Raw genomic sequence first — 19,795 nt, 5'->3', positions numbered from 1 at the left:
CGCGAGTCCCCATAACCGCGCGTCCTACAGTTTCCAGAATATCACCGGGGTGCTTTCTCCTCCTCCCATTTCCTCGGTGATTCAAGACCGGATGTCCTCCTCCCAAGTCCGGTCTTCCCCATAAAACACCCGTCGCCTCCTCCCGCGACGGGTGTTTTCGTTTATGGGCTGTATTTATGCCTCTTGCGAGGCAGGTGTTGCCGCACCGCGTCTGTCGAATGCAATCGAGATTGCAAAGACCACCAGACCAGACAAGGCAAGCAATGCGCCGACTGTTCCCGTCGACGTCCAGCCATAGCCCCATGCAACCGCAAGACCGCCGAGCCAAGCACCGAGCGCATTGGCGAGATTGAGCGCGGAATGGTTGAGGGCAGCAGCCAGCGTCTGCGCATCCGCCGCTACATCCATCAGACGCGTTTGCAATGCTGGGACGAGTGCAAACCCGCCGCCGACCAGAAGCACGTTCAAGAATGCAGTCACAGGATGCTGCATGAGGACGGGGAATGCCAACATGACGGCCATATCATAGAGCAGTACCAGACCAACAGTTCCCATAACCGAACGATCTGTCAGTCGCGACCCAACTATATTACCAAGCACCATGCCGAGGCCGAACATCGCGAAGACGAAAGGCATCCATTTCACATCGACATGCGAAACCTCGGTAACTGTTGCCGCGACATAGGTAAAAACGGAAAACAGGCCGCCCGTGCCAATTGCACCAATCCCAAGCGTCAGCCAGACTTGCTTGCGGCGAAATGCTCCCAGTTCGCGTAGGGGTGACGCCCCCTCCTCTGCAGGCTGTTTGGGTACATAGATCGCGACCAGCACCATAGTTAGCATTGCGATCAGGCCAACGGATGCAAACATTGCGCGCCACCCGGCAATCTGGCCAAGAGAGGTCGCAAGCGGCGTCCCGCACAATGTCGCAATGGTCAGTCCCATCATGACCCGTCCTACAGCCTGAGCACGCTTGCCCGGTTCCGCCAAAGATGCGGCGACGAGTGAAGCAACGCCGAAATAGGCTCCGTGAGGAAAACCAGCGATGAACCGCATCATGTAAAGACCGGCATAGTCCTGCATGAATGCGCTTGCGAGATTACCGAAAGCGAATAGCCCCATCAGCAGGAAGAGGAGCTTGCGGCGGTCAAGCTTTGCGCCGATCACTGCAAGCACCGGTGCGCCAATCAGAACACCGAGCGCGTAAGAACTGATGAGATGGCCGCCTTGCGGTATGGTCACCTTAAGATCACGCGCGATATCGGGCAGCAGCGCCATAATGGCGAACTCACCGGTACCTATACCGAAGCCGCCGATGGCAAGCGCTAGTTCCGCCAATCGTGCAGACGAACGTAGCGAAGTTTCCGGCGATGAAGCCGAAGGCTGAATTTTGGACATGAATGGGCCTGAAGGGAATGGAGGATGTCGGACAACCCTACCACTCCTTTCAGGTAAAGGCGATACGCATTGCTGCGGCGCTTTGACGGCTCAAAACAAACGATTATCTGGCCGCGACCGCCTCGATTTCGACCTTGAATTCCTCACGTGTGAAACCGGAAACGATCATCAGCGTGGAGGCTGGCGCTGGTTGCGGGAACAGCCTGTCACGAACATCCATATAAGGACGCATATAGGCCCGGTCTGTCACATAGGCGTTGATACGCACGACATCGGAAAGGTCCATACCGCCATCGCGCAAAATACGGCGAATATTCTCGAAGCAGAGTTCAGCCTGAGCGCCTGCGTCTTCCGGCACATTTCCATCCCGCGCGATGCCTAACTGACCGGAACAGAAAATCATTTCAGCACCGGCTTTAACCTTCACGCCATGGCTGTAGGCGGCAAAGGGTGCTGCCATGTCAGCGGGCAGCAGATGTTTCAAACTGTTCATCGTGAATCCTCAAGATTTCGGCGCAGCGGCCAGCATTTCTTTCAGCCGCGCCGCCCCGGCGGCAATATCGGCCTCGGTCGGATTAATACCCGCAGCCAGCAGACGGCGCGCGATCATATGGTCTGCCGGACGATTGATGGAATCGACAGCCACAAGCCTGTCACCGGCAAAATGGAAGATGGAAAATGCATTTCTTCCGGGTTCCCCGAAAGGATATGCCGATCAGCATCGAAGGAAAGTCCTGCCGTCTGCAGCTTCATATCGCCCTGATCAGACCAGAACCAGGCGACTTCCCGAAACGGCGCTTCGCGTCCGACAATGGTGCGCGCCACATGCTTTGCCTGATCGGTCGCGTTTTGTACCGATTCCAGCCGTACCCGGCGACCAGCATGAAAGTGATCGTAGCTCACGCAGTCGCCAATGGCGTAGACACGGCTGGCAGAAGTACGCAGGTTCTCGTCGACAATAATCCCGTTGTCGATTGCAAGTCCCGCCGTTACTGCAAGCTCGACATTTGGCACCGCACCAGTGCCGATCACGACCATATCCGCCGGGAATATCGTGCCGTCTGCAGCTTTCACGCCGATAACATGGTTATTTTCCCCCTCGACTGCCGCCACGCCGAGACCGGTTAAAAGTGTGATGTTAGCGGCGCGGCTGCGCGCTTCCACATGGGCAGAGATATGAGTTGCAACCGAACGCCCCAGCACACGAGGCGCCGCTTCGATCAGAACCGTCTTTTTGCCAAGCGCGATTGCGCTATGAGCCATTTCGAGGCCAATGAAACCGCCACCGATAATGACGACATTCTCGACATTCGGCATTGCCGCTGCGATACGGCGTACATCTTCCATCCGGCGCAGCGTAAAGACACCTTCGAGCCCGACACCTGGTACATTGGGAATGCGCGCACGTGCGCCGGTCGCGAAGATCAGTTCAGACCAGTTCAACACGTGCCCATCATCAAGCGCGACCGTCTTGTCGGCAATCGATACGGCATCGACGTGATGGCCGAACAGCATCTCGATATTATTGTCGCGATAGGTTGCTTCCGGGCGCAACACCAGGCCACCGCCTTCCGGGGCTTTCAAATAGGATTTGGAGAGCGGAGGCTTATGATAGGGAATATCGGTTTCGTCGTTGATGAGAACGATTTCGCCTGCATAGCCTTCCTGCCGAAGGCTGATAGCGGCCTGCGAACCGGCATGGCCGGCACCAATGATAATGCATCTGTCGTCCATAGGACCTCCGGAAATTTCCGCGCATCATAAACACGTCACGGCCCGTCGCGTGACCGAATAGCCACGGATTCACACCTTAATTGCACGCAATTCGAATATTTAAAACATTTAGTTTGACCGATCGGTCAGATTGTTTAGTAGGATATGTCTAACGCCCTTGGCCCGAGCGTGTAGGAGTTGCAATCTTGAAACGATATTGGTCCGATTATACGAGCGAGGCATTCTCCCGCCTCGATCGCGAGAAGCTCGTGGCGGTTCTGCCCGTCGGCGCAATCGAACAGCACGGACCGCACCTGCCGCTGGCGGTCGATGCCGCGATTGTCGACGGCATGGTGAAGGAAACAATCGCCCGCCTGCCTGAAACAAGCCACGCGCTTTTCCTGCCGACGCAGGCCATTGGCAAGAGCAACGAACACAGTCTTTATCCCGGCACGCTGACGTTCTCGGCAGAGACAATCATTCGCATGTGGTGTGAAATAGGTGGCTGCGTGGCGGCAAGCGGCGTTCGCAAGATGGCGCTTCTCAACAGCCATGGCGGCCAGATCAGTGTCATGGATATCGTGGCACGAGAACTTCGTATCCGCCACAATATGATGGTGGTGAGCATCAACTGGTTCGGTCTCGGAATGCCGGAAGGCGTCTACAGCGACCACGACGCCAAGCACGGCATTCATGCCGGTGACATGGAAACCTCGGTGATGCTGGAAATGCATCCAGACCTGGTCGACATGTCGAAAGCCCAGGATTTCCGCACTCTTACGGAAACTTTTGCACGTGATTTCAAGCATCTTGCGCTGAGCGGCGGCGCGAAGCCTGCCTGGCAGATTCAGGATATCAATCCCTATGGCGCCGCTGGCGACGCAACGCTCGCGACTGCCGAAAAAGGTCGAGCGACCATCGATTTTGCCGCCGAGCGGCTGGTCGAGGTTCTCGCAGAAATCGAACGAGCGCCGCTTTCCTGGCTCGACAATCAACCAGCCTGGTAAGGACAATGAGCGTGGCCCCCAACTCGCAAGCTTCGTCCTCTCTGATCGAGATAGACGGCGTCTACAAGCAATATGGCACTGGTGTGATGGCCGTGAGCGACATGTCGCTCACGATCGAGCAAGGCCAGTTCGTCAGCTTCCTTGGTCCATCGGGCTGCGGCAAGAGCACAGCGCTGCGTATGATCGCCGGTCTGGAATCGATTTCCGCCGGTGATATCCGCGTCAACGGCCATGCTCCCGGCAAAGGTCCTATCGGAGCGCAGGATATCGGCTTTGTTTTTCAGGAGCCGACGCTGATGCCGTGGGCCAGCGTTTTCGACAATGTCTATCTGCCGCTGCGCCTTGCCGGTATCTCCCGCAAGGAGGCGACCCCGCGCGTTGAAGAAGCTCTGGCACAGGTTGGCTTGTCACGCTTTGCCAAGGCTTTTCCACGAGAGCTCTCAGGCGGCATGAAAATGCGCGTTTCCATCGCCCGCGCGTTGGTTACACGTCCGCGTCTTCTCTTGATGGATGAACCTTTTGCGGCACTCGATGAAATGACGCGCTTCAAGCTCAATAATGACGTGCTGCGCCTCTGGCAGGAACATGGCCTGACGGTGATCTTCGTCACTCACAGCGTTTACGAGTCGGTCTACCTGTCAAACCGCGTTATCGTCATGGCGGCAAGACCGGGCCGAGTGGTTGCCGATATACCAATCATTGGTTCCTATCCTCGCGCCGAAAATTACCGCACGACAGACGCATATGCGAAATATTGCGCCAAGGTTTCCGACGCGCTGACCGCGACGCTTTCTTCTCAAGATATAGACCATTGAGGGCGGGAAGATGAACCAGATGCAAAACGAACTGCCAGTTCTCAATTCCGAACAGGATCGCCTCGCCCGGCGCGAGCGCACTTTGCGCATCATGATGCCGACATTGGCAATCATCATCGCGCTCGGCATATGGGAAGGCCTTGTCCGCTACTATCAGGTACCGCATTACCTGATCCCAGCTCCTTCGCTGGTCGCCGAGACCCTGATCAAGGACGGTCCATCCTTAACGGCATCCATGTGGTTCACCGTCAAGCTAACCCTGATTTCGCTGGCCTGTGCCATTATTGGCGGCGTTCTGCTCGGCATGATCTTTGCCCTATCGCGCCCGATAGAAATGGCGTTCTTTCCCTTCGCCGTAATCCTGCAGGTCACACCGGTCATTGCTATTGCGCCGCTCATCCTCATCTATGTACGCGATACATTTTCAGCCCTGTTGATCTGCGCCTGGATCGTGGCGTTCTTTCCGATCCTCTCCAACACGGTAATAGGATTGCGCAGCGCCGACCACAATCTGCGCGATCTGTTCAAGCTCTACCGCGCCTCGCCATGGCAGCGCCTTCGCTATCTGCTGGCACCAAGCGCTCTGCCCTATTTCATGGCCGCGCTAAAAATCGCTGGCGGCCTGTCACTGATTGGTGCGGTTGTAGCTGAGTTTGTTGCCGGTACGGCAGGCCAGAGCACCGGTCTTGCCTCGCGTATTCTGGAATCGAGCTTTCGCAACGAAATTCCGCGCATGTTTGCGGCACTTTTCCTCGTGTCGCTGCTCGGCATCGTGATTTTCCTCATCACAAGCTGGTTGTCGCGCTTCGTCCTCGGACGCTGGCACGAAAGCGAAATCCGTCGTGAGCGCTAAAATGCTGACTGGCGTCGCCATAGCCGGACGTTCCGGACACTACGACATCAAGATCGAAGGTGATCGCATCGCATCGCTTGTTCCGTCGCAGGCAGTGGATGGTGGACTTGTCACCCCGCTTTTTGCGGATGTCCACGTCCATCTCGACAAGACGTTCACGATTCAGCGTATTACAGAAAATGGCAGCGCCACAGTGGATTGCCTGTTCGACGCCATAGACCTGATGGGCACAGACCGGAAGAACTGGAGCGCGGAAGATATCCGCACGCGCGCTAGCAGAGGCATTGAGGCTGCGTTCGAACAAGGCGTCGGCGCCATGCGCAGCCATGTGGACTGGACGACACCGGAAGTTCCTGTTGCATGGCCCGTTCTGAACGAGCTGCGCGAGGAATGGAAAGACCGGATCGACCTTCAGCTGGCGGCACTTGTGCATGGTGATCTGGTGCTTGATGCAGGCTCACAAATCGCGGCCCGTGTTGCAAAAGACGGCGGCGTCTTCGGAGCGTTCTTCTATCGCAACGCCGATCTTGAAGCCAAAATCGAAGAGATGTTCCGCCTCGCCGTGCAGCATGATCTCAATCTCGACTTCCATGTCGATGAAGGTCTGGATGTCGAAGCAAACGGGTTTTCGCTGATAGTATCGGCAACCAAACGCCATGGCATGGCTGGTCGGGTGCTGTGCGGTCATGCCTGCTCGCTATCACTGCGCAAGCCGGACGAACTGCAGCGTATCCTGGACGCTGCCGCGGATGCAGGCACGGCACTCGTTTCGCTACCCACGACAAATCTCTATCTGCAAGACCGGATCGGCGGAAAGTCTCCGCGCCTGCGCGGTGTTGCACCGTTGAAGGAAGCGCGCGCAGCAGGCATGGATGTCATGCTCGGTTCCGACAATGTCCGCGATGCATTCTATCCCTATGGCGATTACGACCCGCTCGCCATTCTTCGTCTCGCAGCGCCGGTTTGCCATGTCGAGCCGCAGGACTGGCTCGACAGCATCACCACCCTGCCCGCCCGCCTTATTGGCAGCGAATGCGTGCAGCAACCGCAGGCAGGTGGCGTGGCCAGTTTTGTCTGGCACGACGCAGCAGACCTGAACGATCTCATCAGCCGCCCGCAGGCCCGCCGCGTCGTCTGGCGTAATGGCGTTGCCGTGCCTCAAATCAACGGGAGAGCCACATGAATTCTGCCGCTCCACAGCGCATCTACGACTGGGCCGCATTTCGCGCCGAAATCGATGGAATCCGCATTTATGACGACCCAAAGCAAGTCGAACTGCGCTCGCGTGATTATTTCTGGTATAGCCCAATCCTCACCGAAGATATCGGCCATTATGTCGGCGATCTCGTCGTCATCCCGAAAGATCAGGATGAGGTGCGTCGCGTAGCGGCAGCCGCTGCAAAATTGCGTATCCCGATCACCGTTCGTGGCGGAGGTACCGGCAATTACGGTCAATGCGTTCCGCTCGAAGGCGGCATCATTCTGGACATGACCAAGATCGACCGCATCGTCTCCATCGAACCCGGCAAGGTTCGCGTGGAAGGCGGCGCGCGCATTTCGCGTCTGGACGATGCCGTACGCGAAACCGGTCAGGAACTGTTGATGTATCCGTCGACCCGCCGCATCGCCACGATTGGCGGCTTCTTCTCGGGTGGTTCAGGCGGCATCGGCTCATTGCGTCACGGCATGTTGCGCGACGATGGCAATGTCTATTCGGTCAAGGTTCTGACTGTCGAACCGGAGCCGAAGATTATCGAATTGACCGGACGCGACATTCATAAAGTCCAGCATGCCTATGGCACAAACGGCATCATTCTGGAACTGGAAATCGGTCTTACCAAGGCAACGGACTGGATACATACTGCAGCCTTGTTCGATAGTTACGAGGCAACGCTCAACTTCTGCCTCAAGGCGCTAGAAGGCAATCTCGACTGCTATCTTCTGACCACTGTAGATCGCCGTTTTGCGCGCTTTTACACCAAGTTCGGCGACCTATTCCCATCCGACAAGGATGCGGTTTTTGCCATGATTGCCCCGGAAGAAATGGCTCGTTTCGAAGCGCTCGCCACTGAATTTGGTGGCAAGATTTCCTTCGCCATGACGCTGGATGAATTGCACAAGAACGGGCTGCAACCCGCTTATGAATGTGGCTGGAACCACACAACCTTGCAGGCGCTGAAAGCCGAGGAAGGCTGGACCTATCTGCAGGTCGCCTATCCGCGCCCGTTTGACGTGGACGTAGTGACACGCCAGATCAAGCGCTACGGCGAAACGCAGTATATGCATCATGAAATGGCGCGCCTTGAAGGAGAAGTGCAGATTTTCGCGCTTCCGCTTGTTCGCTTTGAAGGTCGTGACGAGATGTACCGCCTGATCAAGGAACTGGAGCAGGTTGACGGTTGCGATATCTACGATCCGCATGCCTACACCATCGAGGATGGCGGCATGAAAGAAATCGACAGTGTCCAGATCGAATTCAAGAAACTGGCAGACCCATATGGCCTGCTCAATCCGGGCAAAACGCGCGGCTGGACCGCTGACATGGCTTTGACTGATTAAAACAAGGGGAACCAAATGAAAAAGACACTGGTTGCGGCGTTGGCTGCACTTTCCATGGGCCTTTCTGCACAGATGGCCTATGCGCTCGACAAGGTGACGCTCGGCACCAACTGGCTCGCGCAAGCCGGTCACGGCGGTTTCTATCAGGCTGTCGCAGATGGTACCTATGAAAAATACGGCCTCGATGTGCAAATCGAAATGGGCGGACCGCAGGTCAACAATCGCCCGATGCTTGCTGCAGGCCGTCTCGACTTCCTGCTGACCGGAAACTTGCTACTGTCGTTCAACAATGTCGCCAACGGCGTGCCGACGACGGTTGTTGCCGCATTCTACCAGAAGGATCCGCAGGCATTGATGGCGCATGAAGGTGCGTACAAGGACTTCAAGGACCTGGCCAATGCCGAAACGATCCTGATTTCGAAGGACGGCCAGTTCTCGTTCTGGCCATGGCTCGTCAAGGATTTCGGCTTCAAGGACGAACAGCTGCGCCCTTATGGCTACAGCCTCGCCCAGTTCCTCAACGACAAGAAAGTCGTGCAACAGGCCTATGCGACCGCCGAGCCGATCTATGCAGAAAAGGAAGGCGCTAAGGTTACGACCTATCTCCTCGCCGACTACGGTTACAGCACTTACGGCAATACAATCGAAACCCGTCAGGATCTGATCGAAAAGAACCCTGATCTGGTACAGCGCTTCGTCAGCGCTTCCGTGGAAGGCTGGACCAATTTCCTCTACGGCGACCGCAGCAAAGCCTATGAACTGATCCTGAAAGACAATCCGGATATGAGCAAGGAAACGCTCAATGCGGAACTGGAGCGGATCAAGAACCTTCAGCTTATCGACAGTGGCGATACGCTTGAAAAGGGAATTGGCGCAATCTCGATGGATCGCGTCAAGGCGTTCTACGAACTCGCCCGCAAGGCAGGGATTGTCAGCGGCGACGAACTCGACATGAGCAAGGTCGCGACCGATGCCTTCGTAAACAAGGGCGTAGGGCTCGACATCAAGAAAAAGCTGGGGCAATAACCCCTCCTCAATCGCGGCAGGCATGAATGAACAACGGCGACGAGAATGACGACACCGAACTGACCGGACGGGACAAGGTTCTCGGACGCAGGCGGCGCATTCTCGGTGCAATACGGGCTGCCGCGATCGATGAATTTGCCGAAAAAGGCCTTGCGGGGGCATCCACGCAAGGCATTGCGCACCGCGCCGGTCTCACCAAGCCGCAACTGCACTACTATATTTCGAGCAAGGAAGAGCTTTACGAGGACATCATCGTATACATCCTCGAAGAATGGGAAGACATATTCCTCGGGGCTAGTACCGAAGATGACCCTGCCAAGGTGATCCGCCAATATATCCGCGCCAAGCTCGAATATAGCCAGAAAAGCCCCAAAGCCTCGCGCCTTTTCACCACCGAAATTGCCAATGGCGCACCTTATCTGAGCCGCCATTGGAAAAAGCACGTCGCAGCGACCCATAATGCAGTGAAACTCATCCAGTCGTGGGTGGATGATGGTCGGATCAAACCTGTCGATCCCCTACTATTTCAGATGCATATCTGGGCCGTCACCCAGCATTATGCCGACTTTGAAACGCAGGTTCGCAGCATGATGGAACTCAACAAGGACGAACCGCTCGATCTCGAAAGGATCGAGAAAGAGGTTTCGGCGCTGTTTCTGCGGGCCTGTGGATTGGAATAAAACGCGTACCGACAACCCTTTCAGCGTAATCCTTCAAGTTCCGCGATGCGGGCGGCACTGTCTTTTTCAAGCATTCTGGTCATTTCGCGAATGACCGTTTCCGCCAGCACAAAGAGCGCTGCCGAAGAATCCCAGGCTGACGGTACGGCCGTACGTCCCGCCAGAACATGACGCGCCACGCGTGCAATCGGTGAAAGCCACTGGTCGGTCACGAGGATGACTTCCACGCCTCGTGACCTTGCCGTCTCAGCCAGTTTCAAAAGACTGTCCTGATAACGACGAATATCGAAAACCACCAGAACATCACGCTTTCCCATATCGAGAAGACGGTCACGCCACACGCTCTCCTGTCCACCCAAGTGAAAGACATGCGGGCGAATGACCGTCATATGCGCCGCCATATATTGCGCAATCGGATCGGTGAAGCGCCCGCCAATCAGATAGACATTGCCCTTGGCGTCACTCAAAGCCGACACGGCCTGCCGCAACTGCTTTGCACCCAAATGCCGGAAACTTTCACGAATATTCTCAAGCGTATGTTCCACCGCCGGATAGGCTGTGTCTCGCCCGGTTCCCGGCTGTTCGTTGCGGTGGTGCGGTGATTGCAGTTGAGCCGCAAGTTCATCCTGCAAACGCGCTTGAAAATCAGGATAGCTCTGAAACCCGAGCCTGTTCACAAAGCGCAATATCGTTGGGGAGCTGACACCGGCCAAGCCGGAAAACTCCGCGACAGTTTTTAGTCCCAGCATCGGGTAATTGGCGATCAGCGTCTGGGCGGCACTGCGCTCGCCCGCTGGCATCGTGTCGATCCGTTCATTGATCAATTCCGCAACGCTTGCATGCACCGGCACAGCACTTCCCATTCCTGAACGCCCTTTTTGAATTCGGGCGAAATTGTGTTTGACAAATAATCATAGGACGTATCAAATAATCCGCAATAGCGCATAATTGGAAAAAACGTAACATAAGTTACAGCGCGGGGAACGAACAGAATGACGGACGAGCGAGAACATCGCACGGCTTCGTGCGAGCCTGTTTCTGTCTTCAACAAGGATGGGGAAAGTCCCTATCTTCTTGTCTGCGAGCACGCATCCAATTTCATTCCCGAGACTTTCAAGGGGCTCGGTCTAGAGGGAGATGCCTTGCAGGCACACATCGCGTGGGACCCCGGCGCGGTGGAAGTCGCAAGACATCTCGCTACGTCTCTCGATGCGCCGCTCGTCGAAAGCCAGCTTTCGCGACTGCTGATTGATTGCAATCGTCCACTCGACGCTCACGACCTCATTCCGGAAATCAGCGAGACAACCGTGGTTCCCGGAAATCACGCGCTCAATTCCATGGAACGTCTGGCACGTATCGATCTTTCACATCGGCCATTCCACACTGCTGTCGAACACGTGATTGCAGAGCGTGCGCGACGAGGACAGGCATCCTGGATCGTGACAATCCACTCCTTCACGCCCATCTATCGCGACGTCCCCCGCCCCTGGCCGATCGGCATCATCCACGACGAAGATGACCGGATCGGCAAGCCGTTGATCGCTGCACTGCGAAAAGATCCAGCGCTCAATGTCGGCGTCAACGAACCCTATTCACCAGCCGATCGCGTCTATTACACGCTGGAGCGGCACGCGCGTCCGCGCAATGCGCCCTGCGTGATGATCGAACTTCGCAACAATGAGATTGCCGACGGTCCGGCACAGATTGCCTGGGCCGAAAAACTCGCAACGATATTGAGGGACATTGCGAAAGCAATCGACCCTCGCAACACAGAACAGAAAGCCTGAAGGAGCGGGAAATGCCGAAGCCGATCAGACTGTTCGTCAAATATGTTGATGCAGTGAATTACTATGTCGGGCGCTTCGCGATGTATCTCTTCTTCGTGCTCGGTGCCTGCCTTCTATATTCGACTTTTTCGCGTGTTGTTCTCGGAGTACCGGTCAACTGGGTATTGGAAATGTCCCAGTTCTTGCTCTCTGCCTATTATCTGCTCGGCGGTGCCTACGCCATGCAGCAAGGCGCGCATGTGCGCATGGACCTGTTCTTTGACCGTCTTTCACCACGCAGGAAAATGATCACCGACATGATCACCATCCTGTTCATCATCTTCTATCTCGGTGTGATGGTCGCCGGTGGCATTTCATCGACCAACTACGCCATCGTTTACAGCCAGAAGAACTATACCGCCTGGGCGCCGCTTCTCTGGCCGATCAAGCTCATCATGACTGTCGGTATTCTCCTGCTGCTGCTGCAATGCGTCTCCAATTTCTTCAAGGACTGGGCCTCCCTGCGTGGACAGCCGATCAGCACCATTGCGGGTCCTGCCATTGAGGAAGGGCATCACATATGAGTTCGGAATTCATAACGCTCTTCATGTTTGCAACCATGATGGTGCTGCTCATGACCGGGCAGCGCGTATTCGGCGTGATCGGTTTTGTCGGCTCGCTCGCCGCGCTTCTGCTTTGGGGCAAAGGCTCGTTCGAGATGCCGTATAATGCCACCTTTGCGGTGCTGAACTGGTATCCGCTTATCACTGTGCCCTTCTTCGTCTTCATGGGCTACATGCTCTCGGAATCGGGCATTGCCAGCAATCTCTACCGCATGTTCCACGTGTGGTTCGGCGGCATTCGCGGCGGTCTGGCACTGGGTACGATCGGCCTGATGGTCATTATTTCCTGCATGAACGGCCTGAGCGTTGCGGGCATGGCAATCGGTGCTACCGTCGCACTGCCAGAGCTTCTCAAGCGTGGCTACAACAAGGTTATGGTAACGGGCGTCATCCAGGCGGGCAGCTCGCTTGGTATCCTTATTCCGCCAAGCGTCGTGCTGGTACTTTATGCGATGATTGCCCGGCAGCCGGTATTGCAGCTCTGGCTCGCAGGGATTGGTCCCGGCCTTCTCATGGCCGCGCTCTTTGCGATCTATATCTACATACGCTGCCGCCTCCAGCCCGAGCTCGGACCGACTTTGCCACAAGAAGAACTGGACAGGATCACATGGCACGACCGCTTCGTCGCGCTACGCGCAGGCATTCTGCCACTCGTGGTCTTCGGCGCGATGATGGGCCTGTTCCTCACCGGCGTTACCAGCCTTGTTGAAAGCTCAGCCGTCGGCGCATTGCTTGCAACGCTTGCCGCGCTTTTCACCGGACGCCTCAACAAGATTGTCTGGGAAACCACGTCACGGAACAGTCTCACCGTCACCTGCATGTTCCTCTGGATCATTCTGGCTGCACTCTGCTTTTCGTCGGTCTACGATGGCCTCGGAGCGGTGAAAGCCATTGAAAGGGTGTTGCTGAACACCTTCGATCTGTCGCCCTGGACAATCCTGATACTGATGCTGTTTTCGTTCATCATATTGGGCATGTTCCTTGATGACACGGCAATGCTGGTCATCGTGGCACCGCTTTACATACCGCTGGTCAAGAGCCTCGGCTTCAACGCCATCTGGTTCGGTGTGCTCTACACGATCACCTGCCAGATCGCATATATCACGCCGCCTTTCGGGTACAATCTCTTCATGATGCGAGCCTTGGCCCCGAAGGAAGTCACGCTGATAGACATCTATCGTTCAATCGTACCGTTCTTCTTCCTCATGGTGCTGACCATCATCCTTCTGATGATCTTTCCGCAGATCGCGATGTGGTTGCCCAACTGGTACACCGGACGATGACGATAATTACGGGAGAATACGCATAAGCCGGTGACAAGAGCCAGAACGGCCAGACCGGAACACATAAAGGGTGAACTCAAACAAGAGTGGGAGAATGGGCATGAGTGAGAATAGCAAGCTTAACAAACGCGATTTTCTCAAGAAAGCCGGGCTGACAACCGTTGGCGCGCTGGGTGCAAGCACGCTTGCAACGCCATATGTGAGGGCGCAAAGCCCAATCAAATGGCGGCTCCAGACTTATGCAGGTCCGGCACTTGCAGAGCACGTCATCAAGCCGTCTATCGACGCCTTCAACAAGGCTGCCAATGGCGAGATGGTGATCGAACTTTATACTGCCGACCAGCTTGTGCCGCAGGGTGAGCTGTTCCGCGCGGTTCAGTCCGGCACAATCGACGCCGCGCAAAGTGATGACGACTCCATGGCGTCACCAGTCGATGTCGCGGTGTTTGGGGCTTATTTCCCCTTTGCATCGCGCTACAGCCTCGATGTGCCTGCCCTGTTCAACTGGTACGGACTCAATGAAATCTGGGAGGAAGCCTATAAGGAAATTCCGGGCGTCACATGGCTCAGCGCCGGTTCCTGGGACCCCTGCAATTTCGTAACCACCAAGCCGATCCGCAGCGTTGCTGACCTAAAGGGACTTCGGGTCTTCACATTCCCGACCGGTGGCCGCTTCCTGACCAAATTCGGCGTCGTGCCTGTCACGCTGCCTTGGGAAGATATCGAAGTCGCTATCCAGACGGGTGAGCTTGACGGCGTTGCATGGTGTGGCGCGACCGAGGCTTATACAGTCGGCTGGGCCGACATCAACAAATACTATCTGACCAACAATATCAACGGCGCATGGGCCGGTTCCTATTTCGCGAACACCGAGAAATGGGACGCCGTGCCGGATCACCTGAAGACGCTCTTCAAGCTGGCAATGGACTCATCGCATTATTATCGCCAGCATTGGTACTGGTGGGGCGAAGCTCACTATCGCACCACCGGTGGGAAGCTGGAACTGACAACTATTCCGGAATCGGAATGGAAGCAGATCGAGGACGCTGCCGAACAGTTCTGGGATGAAATCGCAACCAAGAGCGAGAGAAACGCGAAGGTGGTCGCAATCCTGAAAAAATATCAGGAAACCATGCGAGGTGCGGGTGCACCTTACCGTTATGCCTAAGGATTTTGGACGCGGCACACTGTGCCGCGTCCATCACTTTTTCCGTTCTGGAGCGAGCATAAATGGCCGGACAATTGACTTTCGATGCATTGAAAAAGCTGTTGCGAATGATGAAATCGATACGGTTCTCGCATGTTTTGTGGACATGCAGGGACGCTTGATCGGCAAACGCTTCTACGGGCAGTTTTTCGTGGAATCTGGTTACGACGAGACCCACGGCTGCAATTATCTTCTTGCCGACGATATCGATATGGAACCAGTGCCGGGCTATGAGGCCGCCGGATGGGACAAGGGCTATGGTGATTTTGTCATCAAGCCGGATCTTTCAACCTTGCGCGTCGCCACATGGCTGGAAAAGACCGCCATCGTGCTTTGCGACGTGCTCGATCATCACGACCATCAGGATCTGGCGCATTCCCCGCGTGCTATCCTTAAGAAACAGCTCGCGCGCCTGCACGAGCGCGGCTATCGCGCCTATTTCGCGTCTGAGCTTGAGTTCTATCTTTTTGACGAGACCTATAAGACAGCCCGCGCAAAGCACTGGCAGGATATGGAAACGGCATCTCCTTACGTGCAGGATTATGTCATCCACCTGACCACCAAGGAGGAACCGGTTCTACGCGCAATGCGCAACCAGCTCGCGGCAGCGGGAATTCCGGTCGAAAACTCCAAGGGCGAATGGGGTCCGGGACAGGAAGAACTGAATGTGCGCTATGCCGAAGCGCTCGAAATGGCAGACCGCCATGTCATCATGAAGAATGCGATGAAGGAAATCGCCGAAGCACACGGCAAATGCATCACCTTCATGGCCAAGTATGATTACGGCAAGGCTGGAAGCTCCAGCCACGTGCATAATTCCATCTGGAGCGCCGATGGCAAGGAACCGCTCTTCTTTGATCCGAAAGCCCCATACACTATGACGCCGTTGATGCGTTCCTGGGTGGCCGGACAGCTCAAATACGCCACCGACTACACCTATTTCCTGGCGCCCTACATCAATTCCTACAAGCGCTTTCAGGCAGGCACTTTTGCGCCGACGAAAATCATGTGGAGCCAGGATAACCGCACTGCAGGTTTCCGCCTTTGCGGCGAAGGCACGAAAGGCATCCGTATCGAATGCCGCATCGGTGGTGCTGATCTCAATCCATATCTGGCCTTTGCAGCGCTTATCGCATCGGGCTTGCAAGGCATAGATGAACAACTGGAACTTGATGAGCCCTTTGTCGGCGATGCCTATAGTGCGGTCAAACTCAAGGAAATTCCTTACACGCTCCGGGAGGCCGCACAGGCGCTCAAGAACTCGTCGTTTCTCAAGGAAGCTTTTGGGGAGGCTGTGGTCAACCACTATGTCCACACCGCCCATTGGGAGCAGATCGAATACGACCGGCGCGTGACCGACTGGGAACTACATCGCGGTTTCGAGCGCTATTGACCCGCGTGACCGGTCCCGAAATGAATAACGCAATGCCAGACTTCAGAGGAAATTGCAGATGAGCGGCACGGCCAAGATCATCTCTCCGATAGACGGCTCGGTTTATGCCGAGCGTCCTTTTTTAAATGAGGCTGCAATCGCCTCGACGGTGGCGGCAGCGCGCGCTGCGCAAACAGGCTGGGCTCAGTTGAGTATTGCTGAGCGCGCGCGCTATTGCCGGGCCGCACTGGATGCGCTTGCCGGGATGCAGGAAGAGATTATCCCTGAAATCGCATGGCAGATGGGGCGCCCGATCCGTTACGGCGGGGAGAATGGCGGCGTGCAGGAACGCGGCCAATATATGATCGACATCGCCGAAGAGGCGCTGAAACCTTATGTGCCCACACAGAAGGATGGTTTCCGTCGGTATGTGAAGCACGTGCCGCTCGGCGTGGTTCTGGTGATTGCACCGTGGAACTATCCCTATCTCACCGCCGTCAACACAATCATTCCCGCACTTATGGCCGGGAATACCGTGATCCTCAAACATGCAACGCAGACGCTTCTGGCTGGTGAACGCTTTGCAAAAGCGTTTGAGAAGGCCGGGCTGCCCAAGGGTGTCTTCCAGAATATCGTTCTCGATCACGCATCGACCGAAAAGTTGCTTGCATCCGGCACAATTGACCACGTGAATTTCACCGGCTCGGTTGGCGGGGGGCGCGCCATCGAAAAGGCTGCTGCAGGCACATTCATGACGCTCGGGCTGGAGCTTGGCGGCAAGGACCCGGCCTATGTGCTTCCTGATGTCAATCTGGACCATGCCGTCGCCAATCTGGTCGATGGTGCTTTTTTCAATTCCGGCCAGTGCTGCTGCGGGATCGAGCGCATCTATGTTCATGAAGCAGTCTATGACCGCTTCGTCGATGGTTTCATCGACCTGACGAAGCAATATGTCGTCGGCAATCCGCTGGATAACTCAACGACGCTTGGACCAATGGCGCAGGCGCGCTTTGCCGATCTCATCCGCGAGCAGAAGGCGGAAGCGTTGCGCAAGGGTGCGAAGACCCACGTCAATATGAGCGTCGAGAATGATCGCGCGGGCTCTCCCTATGTCGCGCCGGAAGTGCTCACCAATGTCGACCACCAGATGAGCGTCATGCGTGAAGAAAGCTTCGGCCCCATCGTCGGCATCATGAAAGTACGCAATGACGAGGAAGCTCTCGCGCTCATGAATGACAGCATCTACGGCCTCACAGCTTCGCTCTGGACAGCAGATACGGACCACGCTGCCGCTCTCGGTGACCGCATCGAAACGGGCACGGTTTTCATGAACCGCTGCGATTATCTCGACCCCGCACTTGTCTGGACCGGGGTCAAAGACACTGGCAAGGGTGCTGCCCTGTCACCCATCGGCTACGGCAACCTCACGCGACCGAAATCCTTCCACCTGCGTGAGAAAATCTGATCTGAATTGAATTTCTGGAAAGCAATCGACATGACCACTTTGACTGCCAAATGGAATTTCCCCACCACCGTGTTTTTTGGCCCAGGCCGCATCAAGGAATTGCCTGCCGTCCTCAAGGCCGCTGGCATTCAGAATCCGCTCTTTGTGACTGACCCCGGTCTGGCAAAACTTCCAGTGGTGGCGTCCACGCTCGCTATTCTGGATGAAGCCGGTGTGAGATACGGGGTTTTCTCCGACGTCAAACCTAATCCGGTCGAAAGCAATCTCTATGCGGGCGTTGAGGTCTTCAAAAGCGGCAAGCATGATGGTGTCATCGCTTTTGGTGGTGGTTCAGCGCTCGACCTCGGCAAGCTGATTGCCTTTCAGGCAGGGCAGACACGACCGGTCTGGGATTTCGAAGACATTGGTGACTGGTGGACGCGCGCTGACAGCAAAGCAATTGCCCCGATCATTGCCGTGCCCACGACCGCTGGCACAGGATCGGAAGTTGGCCGTGCAGGTGTCTTGACCAACGAAGCGACCCATACCAAGAAGGTCATCTTCCACCCCAAGATGCTGCCGGTCACAGTCATTGCCGATCCTGAGCTTTCCACCGGAATGCCACCTTTCATCACTGCGGGCACTGGCATGGACGCACTGGCACACTGCCTTGAAGCCTATTGCGCTCCGGGATTTCATCCGATGGCCGATGGCATCGCGGTGGAGGGTATCCGTCTGGTTCTTGAAAACCTTCCCACCGCCTATGCCGATGGCAAGAATATTGAAGCGCGTGCGAACATGATGGCAGCGGCCGCAATGGGTGCAACGGCCTTCCAGAAAGGGCTCGGCGCAATCCATTCGCTGTCGCATCCCATCGGTGCCCTTTATGATACCCATCATGGCATGACGAATGCGGCTTTCATGCCCTATGTCCTGCTTCAGAACCGATCTGCCATCGAAAAGCGTATAGAACGGCTTGCCGATTATCTCGGCATCAAGGGCGGATTCGACGGATTTCTGGCAGCAGTCATGAAATTGCGGAGCGATTTGAGCGTCCCCAATACGCTGCCCGAATTCATCAAAGGCCTCACAATGGATGACGCCCGGAAAGACCTGATTGCCGAGATGGCTATCGTCGATCCAACCGCTGGCGGCAACCCGATTGAATTGACAAAAGAACGCGCGTTGAAGTTGCTAAATGCTGCACTCGAAGGTAAGGTCTGACACGCTGAATTCAGGCTCGGCAAGGGCCATAAAAGTAAGCATCGCACCACCTATGGCGGGGGGCGATGCATTGGGGGAGCAGGTTCTTGGGGAGGAGCCTGCTCCCTTTCATTTGCGCAACATTCAGTCCTGCCCAAAACAGCGAAAACCCGGCTTTCCGCCTGTAGAAAAGCGGGAACAAATCGATATTTCAAGCGTTTACCTTAATCACCTAAGACGGAGGGTTGCACGTGAATATCTTCAAACAGACCTGTGTCGGTGCGTTGGCCGTGATCTTCGGAGCGACGTCCATCGCGCCGACAATGGCAGCGCCTTTGAATCTGGAACGTCCGGTCATCAATCATAATGTGGAACAGGTGCGCGATCATCGCCGCCCGCCACGTCACTATAATGGCCATAGGCCCCACCGGCCGGGATACTGGAACGGTCATCGCGGCTATCGGCATTATCGTCATGGCTATCGTCGCTATAATGACGGGTGGTGGTATCCGCTGGCAGCTTTCGGCGCAGGTGCCATCATTGGCGGTGCCGTAAGTCAGCCTCGCCCCGTTTATCGTGCACCGAGGATGTCCAACGCGCATGTTCAGTGGTGCTATAACCGCTACAAATCCTATCGCTCCTCGGACAATACATTCCAGCCCTATAATGGGCCGCGCAGACAGTGCTATTCGCCCTATTCTCGTTGATAATTGGAAACGCGCCCTTTGAGGGCGCTTTTTCATATAGTTTACGATGTGCCGAACAGAAACGTGATGAAATTTCCGGTTTCTGCGATAACCCAATGCTGGACGCCTCTCTCAAAGAGGAATAAGCAAGCCCGCGTCA

17 protein-coding genes and 2 pseudogenes are annotated in these 19,795 nt (G+C 55.9%); 15 read left to right on the top strand and 4 right to left on the bottom strand.

Going from position 1 to position 19,795, the window contains the following annotated elements:
• Positions 1 to 174 precede the first annotated feature (174 nt).
• The 3 genes and pseudogenes from LJ361_RS14175 to LJ361_RS14165 form a co-directional block, all read right to left on the bottom strand.
• Complete coding sequence (locus tag LJ361_RS14175; RefSeq protein ID WP_010659051.1) at positions 175 to 1,398, bottom strand: MFS transporter; 1,224 nt, start codon at positions 1,396 to 1,398, stop codon at positions 175 to 177.
• Between the two features lie 103 nt (positions 1,399 to 1,501).
• Positions 1,502 to 1,891, bottom strand: coding sequence for a RidA family protein (locus tag LJ361_RS14170; protein WP_010659052.1), 390 nt, complete (start codon positions 1,889 to 1,891; stop codon positions 1,502 to 1,504).
• 9 nt (positions 1,892 to 1,900) lie between these two features.
• Positions 1,901 to 3,132 (bottom strand): annotated as a pseudogene (locus tag LJ361_RS14165) (NAD(P)/FAD-dependent oxidoreductase).
• Between the two features lie 185 nt (positions 3,133 to 3,317).
• Here LJ361_RS14165 and LJ361_RS14160 point away from each other — a divergent pair.
• From LJ361_RS14160 to LJ361_RS14130, 7 genes are read left to right on the top strand one after another with little or no spacing between them, the layout of a single operon-like run.
• Entirely contained in the window at positions 3,318 to 4,118 is an 801-nt protein-coding gene (locus LJ361_RS14160) for a creatininase family protein (protein ID WP_010659054.1), read from the top strand.
• A gap of 5 nt (positions 4,119 to 4,123) precedes the next feature.
• On the top strand, positions 4,124 to 4,933 hold the full coding sequence (locus LJ361_RS14155; RefSeq protein WP_010659055.1) for an ABC transporter ATP-binding protein: 810 nt from the start codon (positions 4,124 to 4,126) through the stop codon (positions 4,931 to 4,933).
• Between the two features lie 10 nt (positions 4,934 to 4,943).
• Positions 4,944 to 5,786 (top strand): ABC transporter permease, encoded by an 843-nt coding sequence (locus LJ361_RS14150; RefSeq protein WP_029375997.1) that lies wholly within the window; start codon positions 4,944 to 4,946, stop codon positions 5,784 to 5,786.
• Positions 5,776 to 6,969 carry an amidohydrolase family protein gene (locus LJ361_RS14145; protein ID WP_226622539.1) on the top strand — a complete coding sequence of 398 codons (1,194 nt, stop codon included), beginning with the start codon at positions 5,776 to 5,778 and terminating at the stop codon, positions 6,967 to 6,969. Before LJ361_RS14150 ends, LJ361_RS14145 begins: the two co-directional genes overlap by 11 nt.
• On the top strand, positions 6,966 to 8,345 hold the full coding sequence (locus LJ361_RS14140; RefSeq protein ID WP_010659058.1) for an FAD-binding oxidoreductase: 1,380 nt from the start codon (positions 6,966 to 6,968) through the stop codon (positions 8,343 to 8,345). The genes LJ361_RS14145 and LJ361_RS14140 overlap by 4 nt, the downstream gene beginning before the upstream one ends.
• 15 nt (positions 8,346 to 8,360) lie before the next feature.
• Positions 8,361 to 9,371, top strand: coding sequence for an ABC transporter substrate-binding protein (locus tag LJ361_RS14135; RefSeq protein WP_010659059.1), 1,011 nt, complete (start codon positions 8,361 to 8,363; stop codon positions 9,369 to 9,371).
• Between the two features lie 26 nt (positions 9,372 to 9,397).
• Positions 9,398 to 10,051, top strand: a complete 654-nt coding sequence (locus LJ361_RS14130) for a TetR family transcriptional regulator C-terminal domain-containing protein (RefSeq protein WP_010659060.1) — start codon at positions 9,398 to 9,400, stop codon at positions 10,049 to 10,051.
• Between the two features lie 20 nt (positions 10,052 to 10,071).
• Here the strand turns inward: LJ361_RS14130 and LJ361_RS14125 are convergent, their stop codons facing one another.
• Positions 10,072 to 10,914, bottom strand: coding sequence for a MurR/RpiR family transcriptional regulator (locus tag LJ361_RS14125; protein WP_010659061.1), 843 nt, complete (start codon positions 10,912 to 10,914; stop codon positions 10,072 to 10,074).
• 129 nt (positions 10,915 to 11,043) lie between these two features.
• On the opposite strand from LJ361_RS14125, the gene LJ361_RS14120 reads away from it, so the two are divergent.
• The 8 genes and pseudogenes from LJ361_RS14120 (at position 11,044) to LJ361_RS14085 (ending at position 19,656) form a co-directional block, all read left to right on the top strand.
• Positions 11,044 to 11,838, top strand: coding sequence for an N-formylglutamate amidohydrolase (locus LJ361_RS14120; protein ID WP_010659062.1), 795 nt, complete (start codon positions 11,044 to 11,046; stop codon positions 11,836 to 11,838).
• An 11-nt stretch (positions 11,839 to 11,849) separates the two neighbouring features.
• Complete coding sequence (locus tag LJ361_RS14115) at positions 11,850 to 12,401, top strand: TRAP transporter small permease subunit (RefSeq protein WP_010659063.1); 552 nt, start codon at positions 11,850 to 11,852, stop codon at positions 12,399 to 12,401.
• A complete protein-coding gene (locus tag LJ361_RS14110) occupies positions 12,398 to 13,723 on the top strand; it encodes a TRAP transporter large permease (protein WP_010659064.1) in 1,326 nt (441 codons plus the stop codon). Before LJ361_RS14115 ends, LJ361_RS14110 begins: the two co-directional genes overlap by 4 nt.
• A 100-nt stretch (positions 13,724 to 13,823) precedes the next feature.
• Positions 13,824 to 14,891, top strand: coding sequence for a TRAP transporter substrate-binding protein (locus LJ361_RS14105; protein ID WP_012093235.1), 1,068 nt, complete (start codon positions 13,824 to 13,826; stop codon positions 14,889 to 14,891).
• A gap of 62 nt (positions 14,892 to 14,953) precedes the next feature.
• Positions 14,954 to 16,323, top strand: a pseudogene (locus LJ361_RS14100) (glutamine synthetase family protein).
• 58 nt (positions 16,324 to 16,381) lie between these two features.
• Positions 16,382 to 17,767, top strand: coding sequence for an aldehyde dehydrogenase family protein (locus LJ361_RS14095; protein ID WP_010659067.1), 1,386 nt, complete (start codon positions 16,382 to 16,384; stop codon positions 17,765 to 17,767).
• A 30-nt stretch (positions 17,768 to 17,797) separates the two neighbouring features.
• Positions 17,798 to 18,970: an iron-containing alcohol dehydrogenase gene (locus LJ361_RS14090; RefSeq protein ID WP_264811775.1), complete on the top strand. Its 1,173-nt coding sequence runs from the start codon at positions 17,798 to 17,800 to the stop codon at positions 18,968 to 18,970.
• Positions 18,971 to 19,200: 230 nt separating this feature from the next.
• Positions 19,201 to 19,656, top strand: a complete 456-nt coding sequence (locus LJ361_RS14085; RefSeq protein WP_010659069.1) for a BA14K family protein — start codon at positions 19,201 to 19,203, stop codon at positions 19,654 to 19,656.
• The last annotated feature ends 139 nt before the right edge of the window (positions 19,657 to 19,795 follow it).

The sequence above is a fragment of the Brucella sp. JSBI001 genome (assembly GCF_026014005.1).
GTDB classification, from domain to species: Bacteria; Pseudomonadota; Alphaproteobacteria; order Rhizobiales; family Rhizobiaceae; genus Brucella; species Brucella anthropi.
The sequence above is the reverse complement of the archived record's forward strand: the minus strand, read 5'-3'. Positions and strand labels throughout refer to the sequence as shown.

What these genes read in the sequence shown, in the direction of transcription:
- LJ361_RS14175 (WP_010659051.1), bottom strand. Translation starts at nt 1,398, where the DNA reads ATGTCCAAAATTCAGCCTTCGGCTTCATCGCCGGAAACTTCGCTACGT.
- LJ361_RS14170 (WP_010659052.1), bottom strand. Translation starts at nt 1,891, where the DNA reads ATGAACAGTTTGAAACATCTGCTGCCCGCTGACATGGCAGCACCCTTT.
- LJ361_RS14155 (WP_010659055.1), top strand. Translation starts at nt 4,124, where the DNA reads ATGAGCGTGGCCCCCAACTCGCAAGCTTCGTCCTCTCTGATCGAGATA.
- LJ361_RS14150 (WP_029375997.1), top strand. Translation starts at nt 4,944, where the DNA reads ATGAACCAGATGCAAAACGAACTGCCAGTTCTCAATTCCGAACAGGAT.
- LJ361_RS14140 (WP_010659058.1), top strand. Translation starts at nt 6,966, where the DNA reads ATGAATTCTGCCGCTCCACAGCGCATCTACGACTGGGCCGCATTTCGC.
- LJ361_RS14135 (WP_010659059.1), top strand. Translation starts at nt 8,361, where the DNA reads ATGAAAAAGACACTGGTTGCGGCGTTGGCTGCACTTTCCATGGGCCTT.
- LJ361_RS14130 (WP_010659060.1), top strand. Translation starts at nt 9,398, where the DNA reads ATGAACAACGGCGACGAGAATGACGACACCGAACTGACCGGACGGGAC.
- LJ361_RS14125 (WP_010659061.1), bottom strand. Translation starts at nt 10,914, where the DNA reads ATGGGAAGTGCTGTGCCGGTGCATGCAAGCGTTGCGGAATTGATCAAT.
- LJ361_RS14120 (WP_010659062.1), top strand. Translation starts at nt 11,044, where the DNA reads ATGACGGACGAGCGAGAACATCGCACGGCTTCGTGCGAGCCTGTTTCT.
- LJ361_RS14115 (WP_010659063.1), top strand. Translation starts at nt 11,850, where the DNA reads ATGCCGAAGCCGATCAGACTGTTCGTCAAATATGTTGATGCAGTGAAT.
- LJ361_RS14110 (WP_010659064.1), top strand. Translation starts at nt 12,398, where the DNA reads ATGAGTTCGGAATTCATAACGCTCTTCATGTTTGCAACCATGATGGTG.
- LJ361_RS14105 (WP_012093235.1), top strand. Translation starts at nt 13,824, where the DNA reads ATGAGTGAGAATAGCAAGCTTAACAAACGCGATTTTCTCAAGAAAGCC.
- LJ361_RS14095 (WP_010659067.1), top strand. Translation starts at nt 16,382, where the DNA reads ATGAGCGGCACGGCCAAGATCATCTCTCCGATAGACGGCTCGGTTTAT.
- LJ361_RS14090 (WP_264811775.1), top strand. Translation starts at nt 17,798, where the DNA reads ATGACCACTTTGACTGCCAAATGGAATTTCCCCACCACCGTGTTTTTT.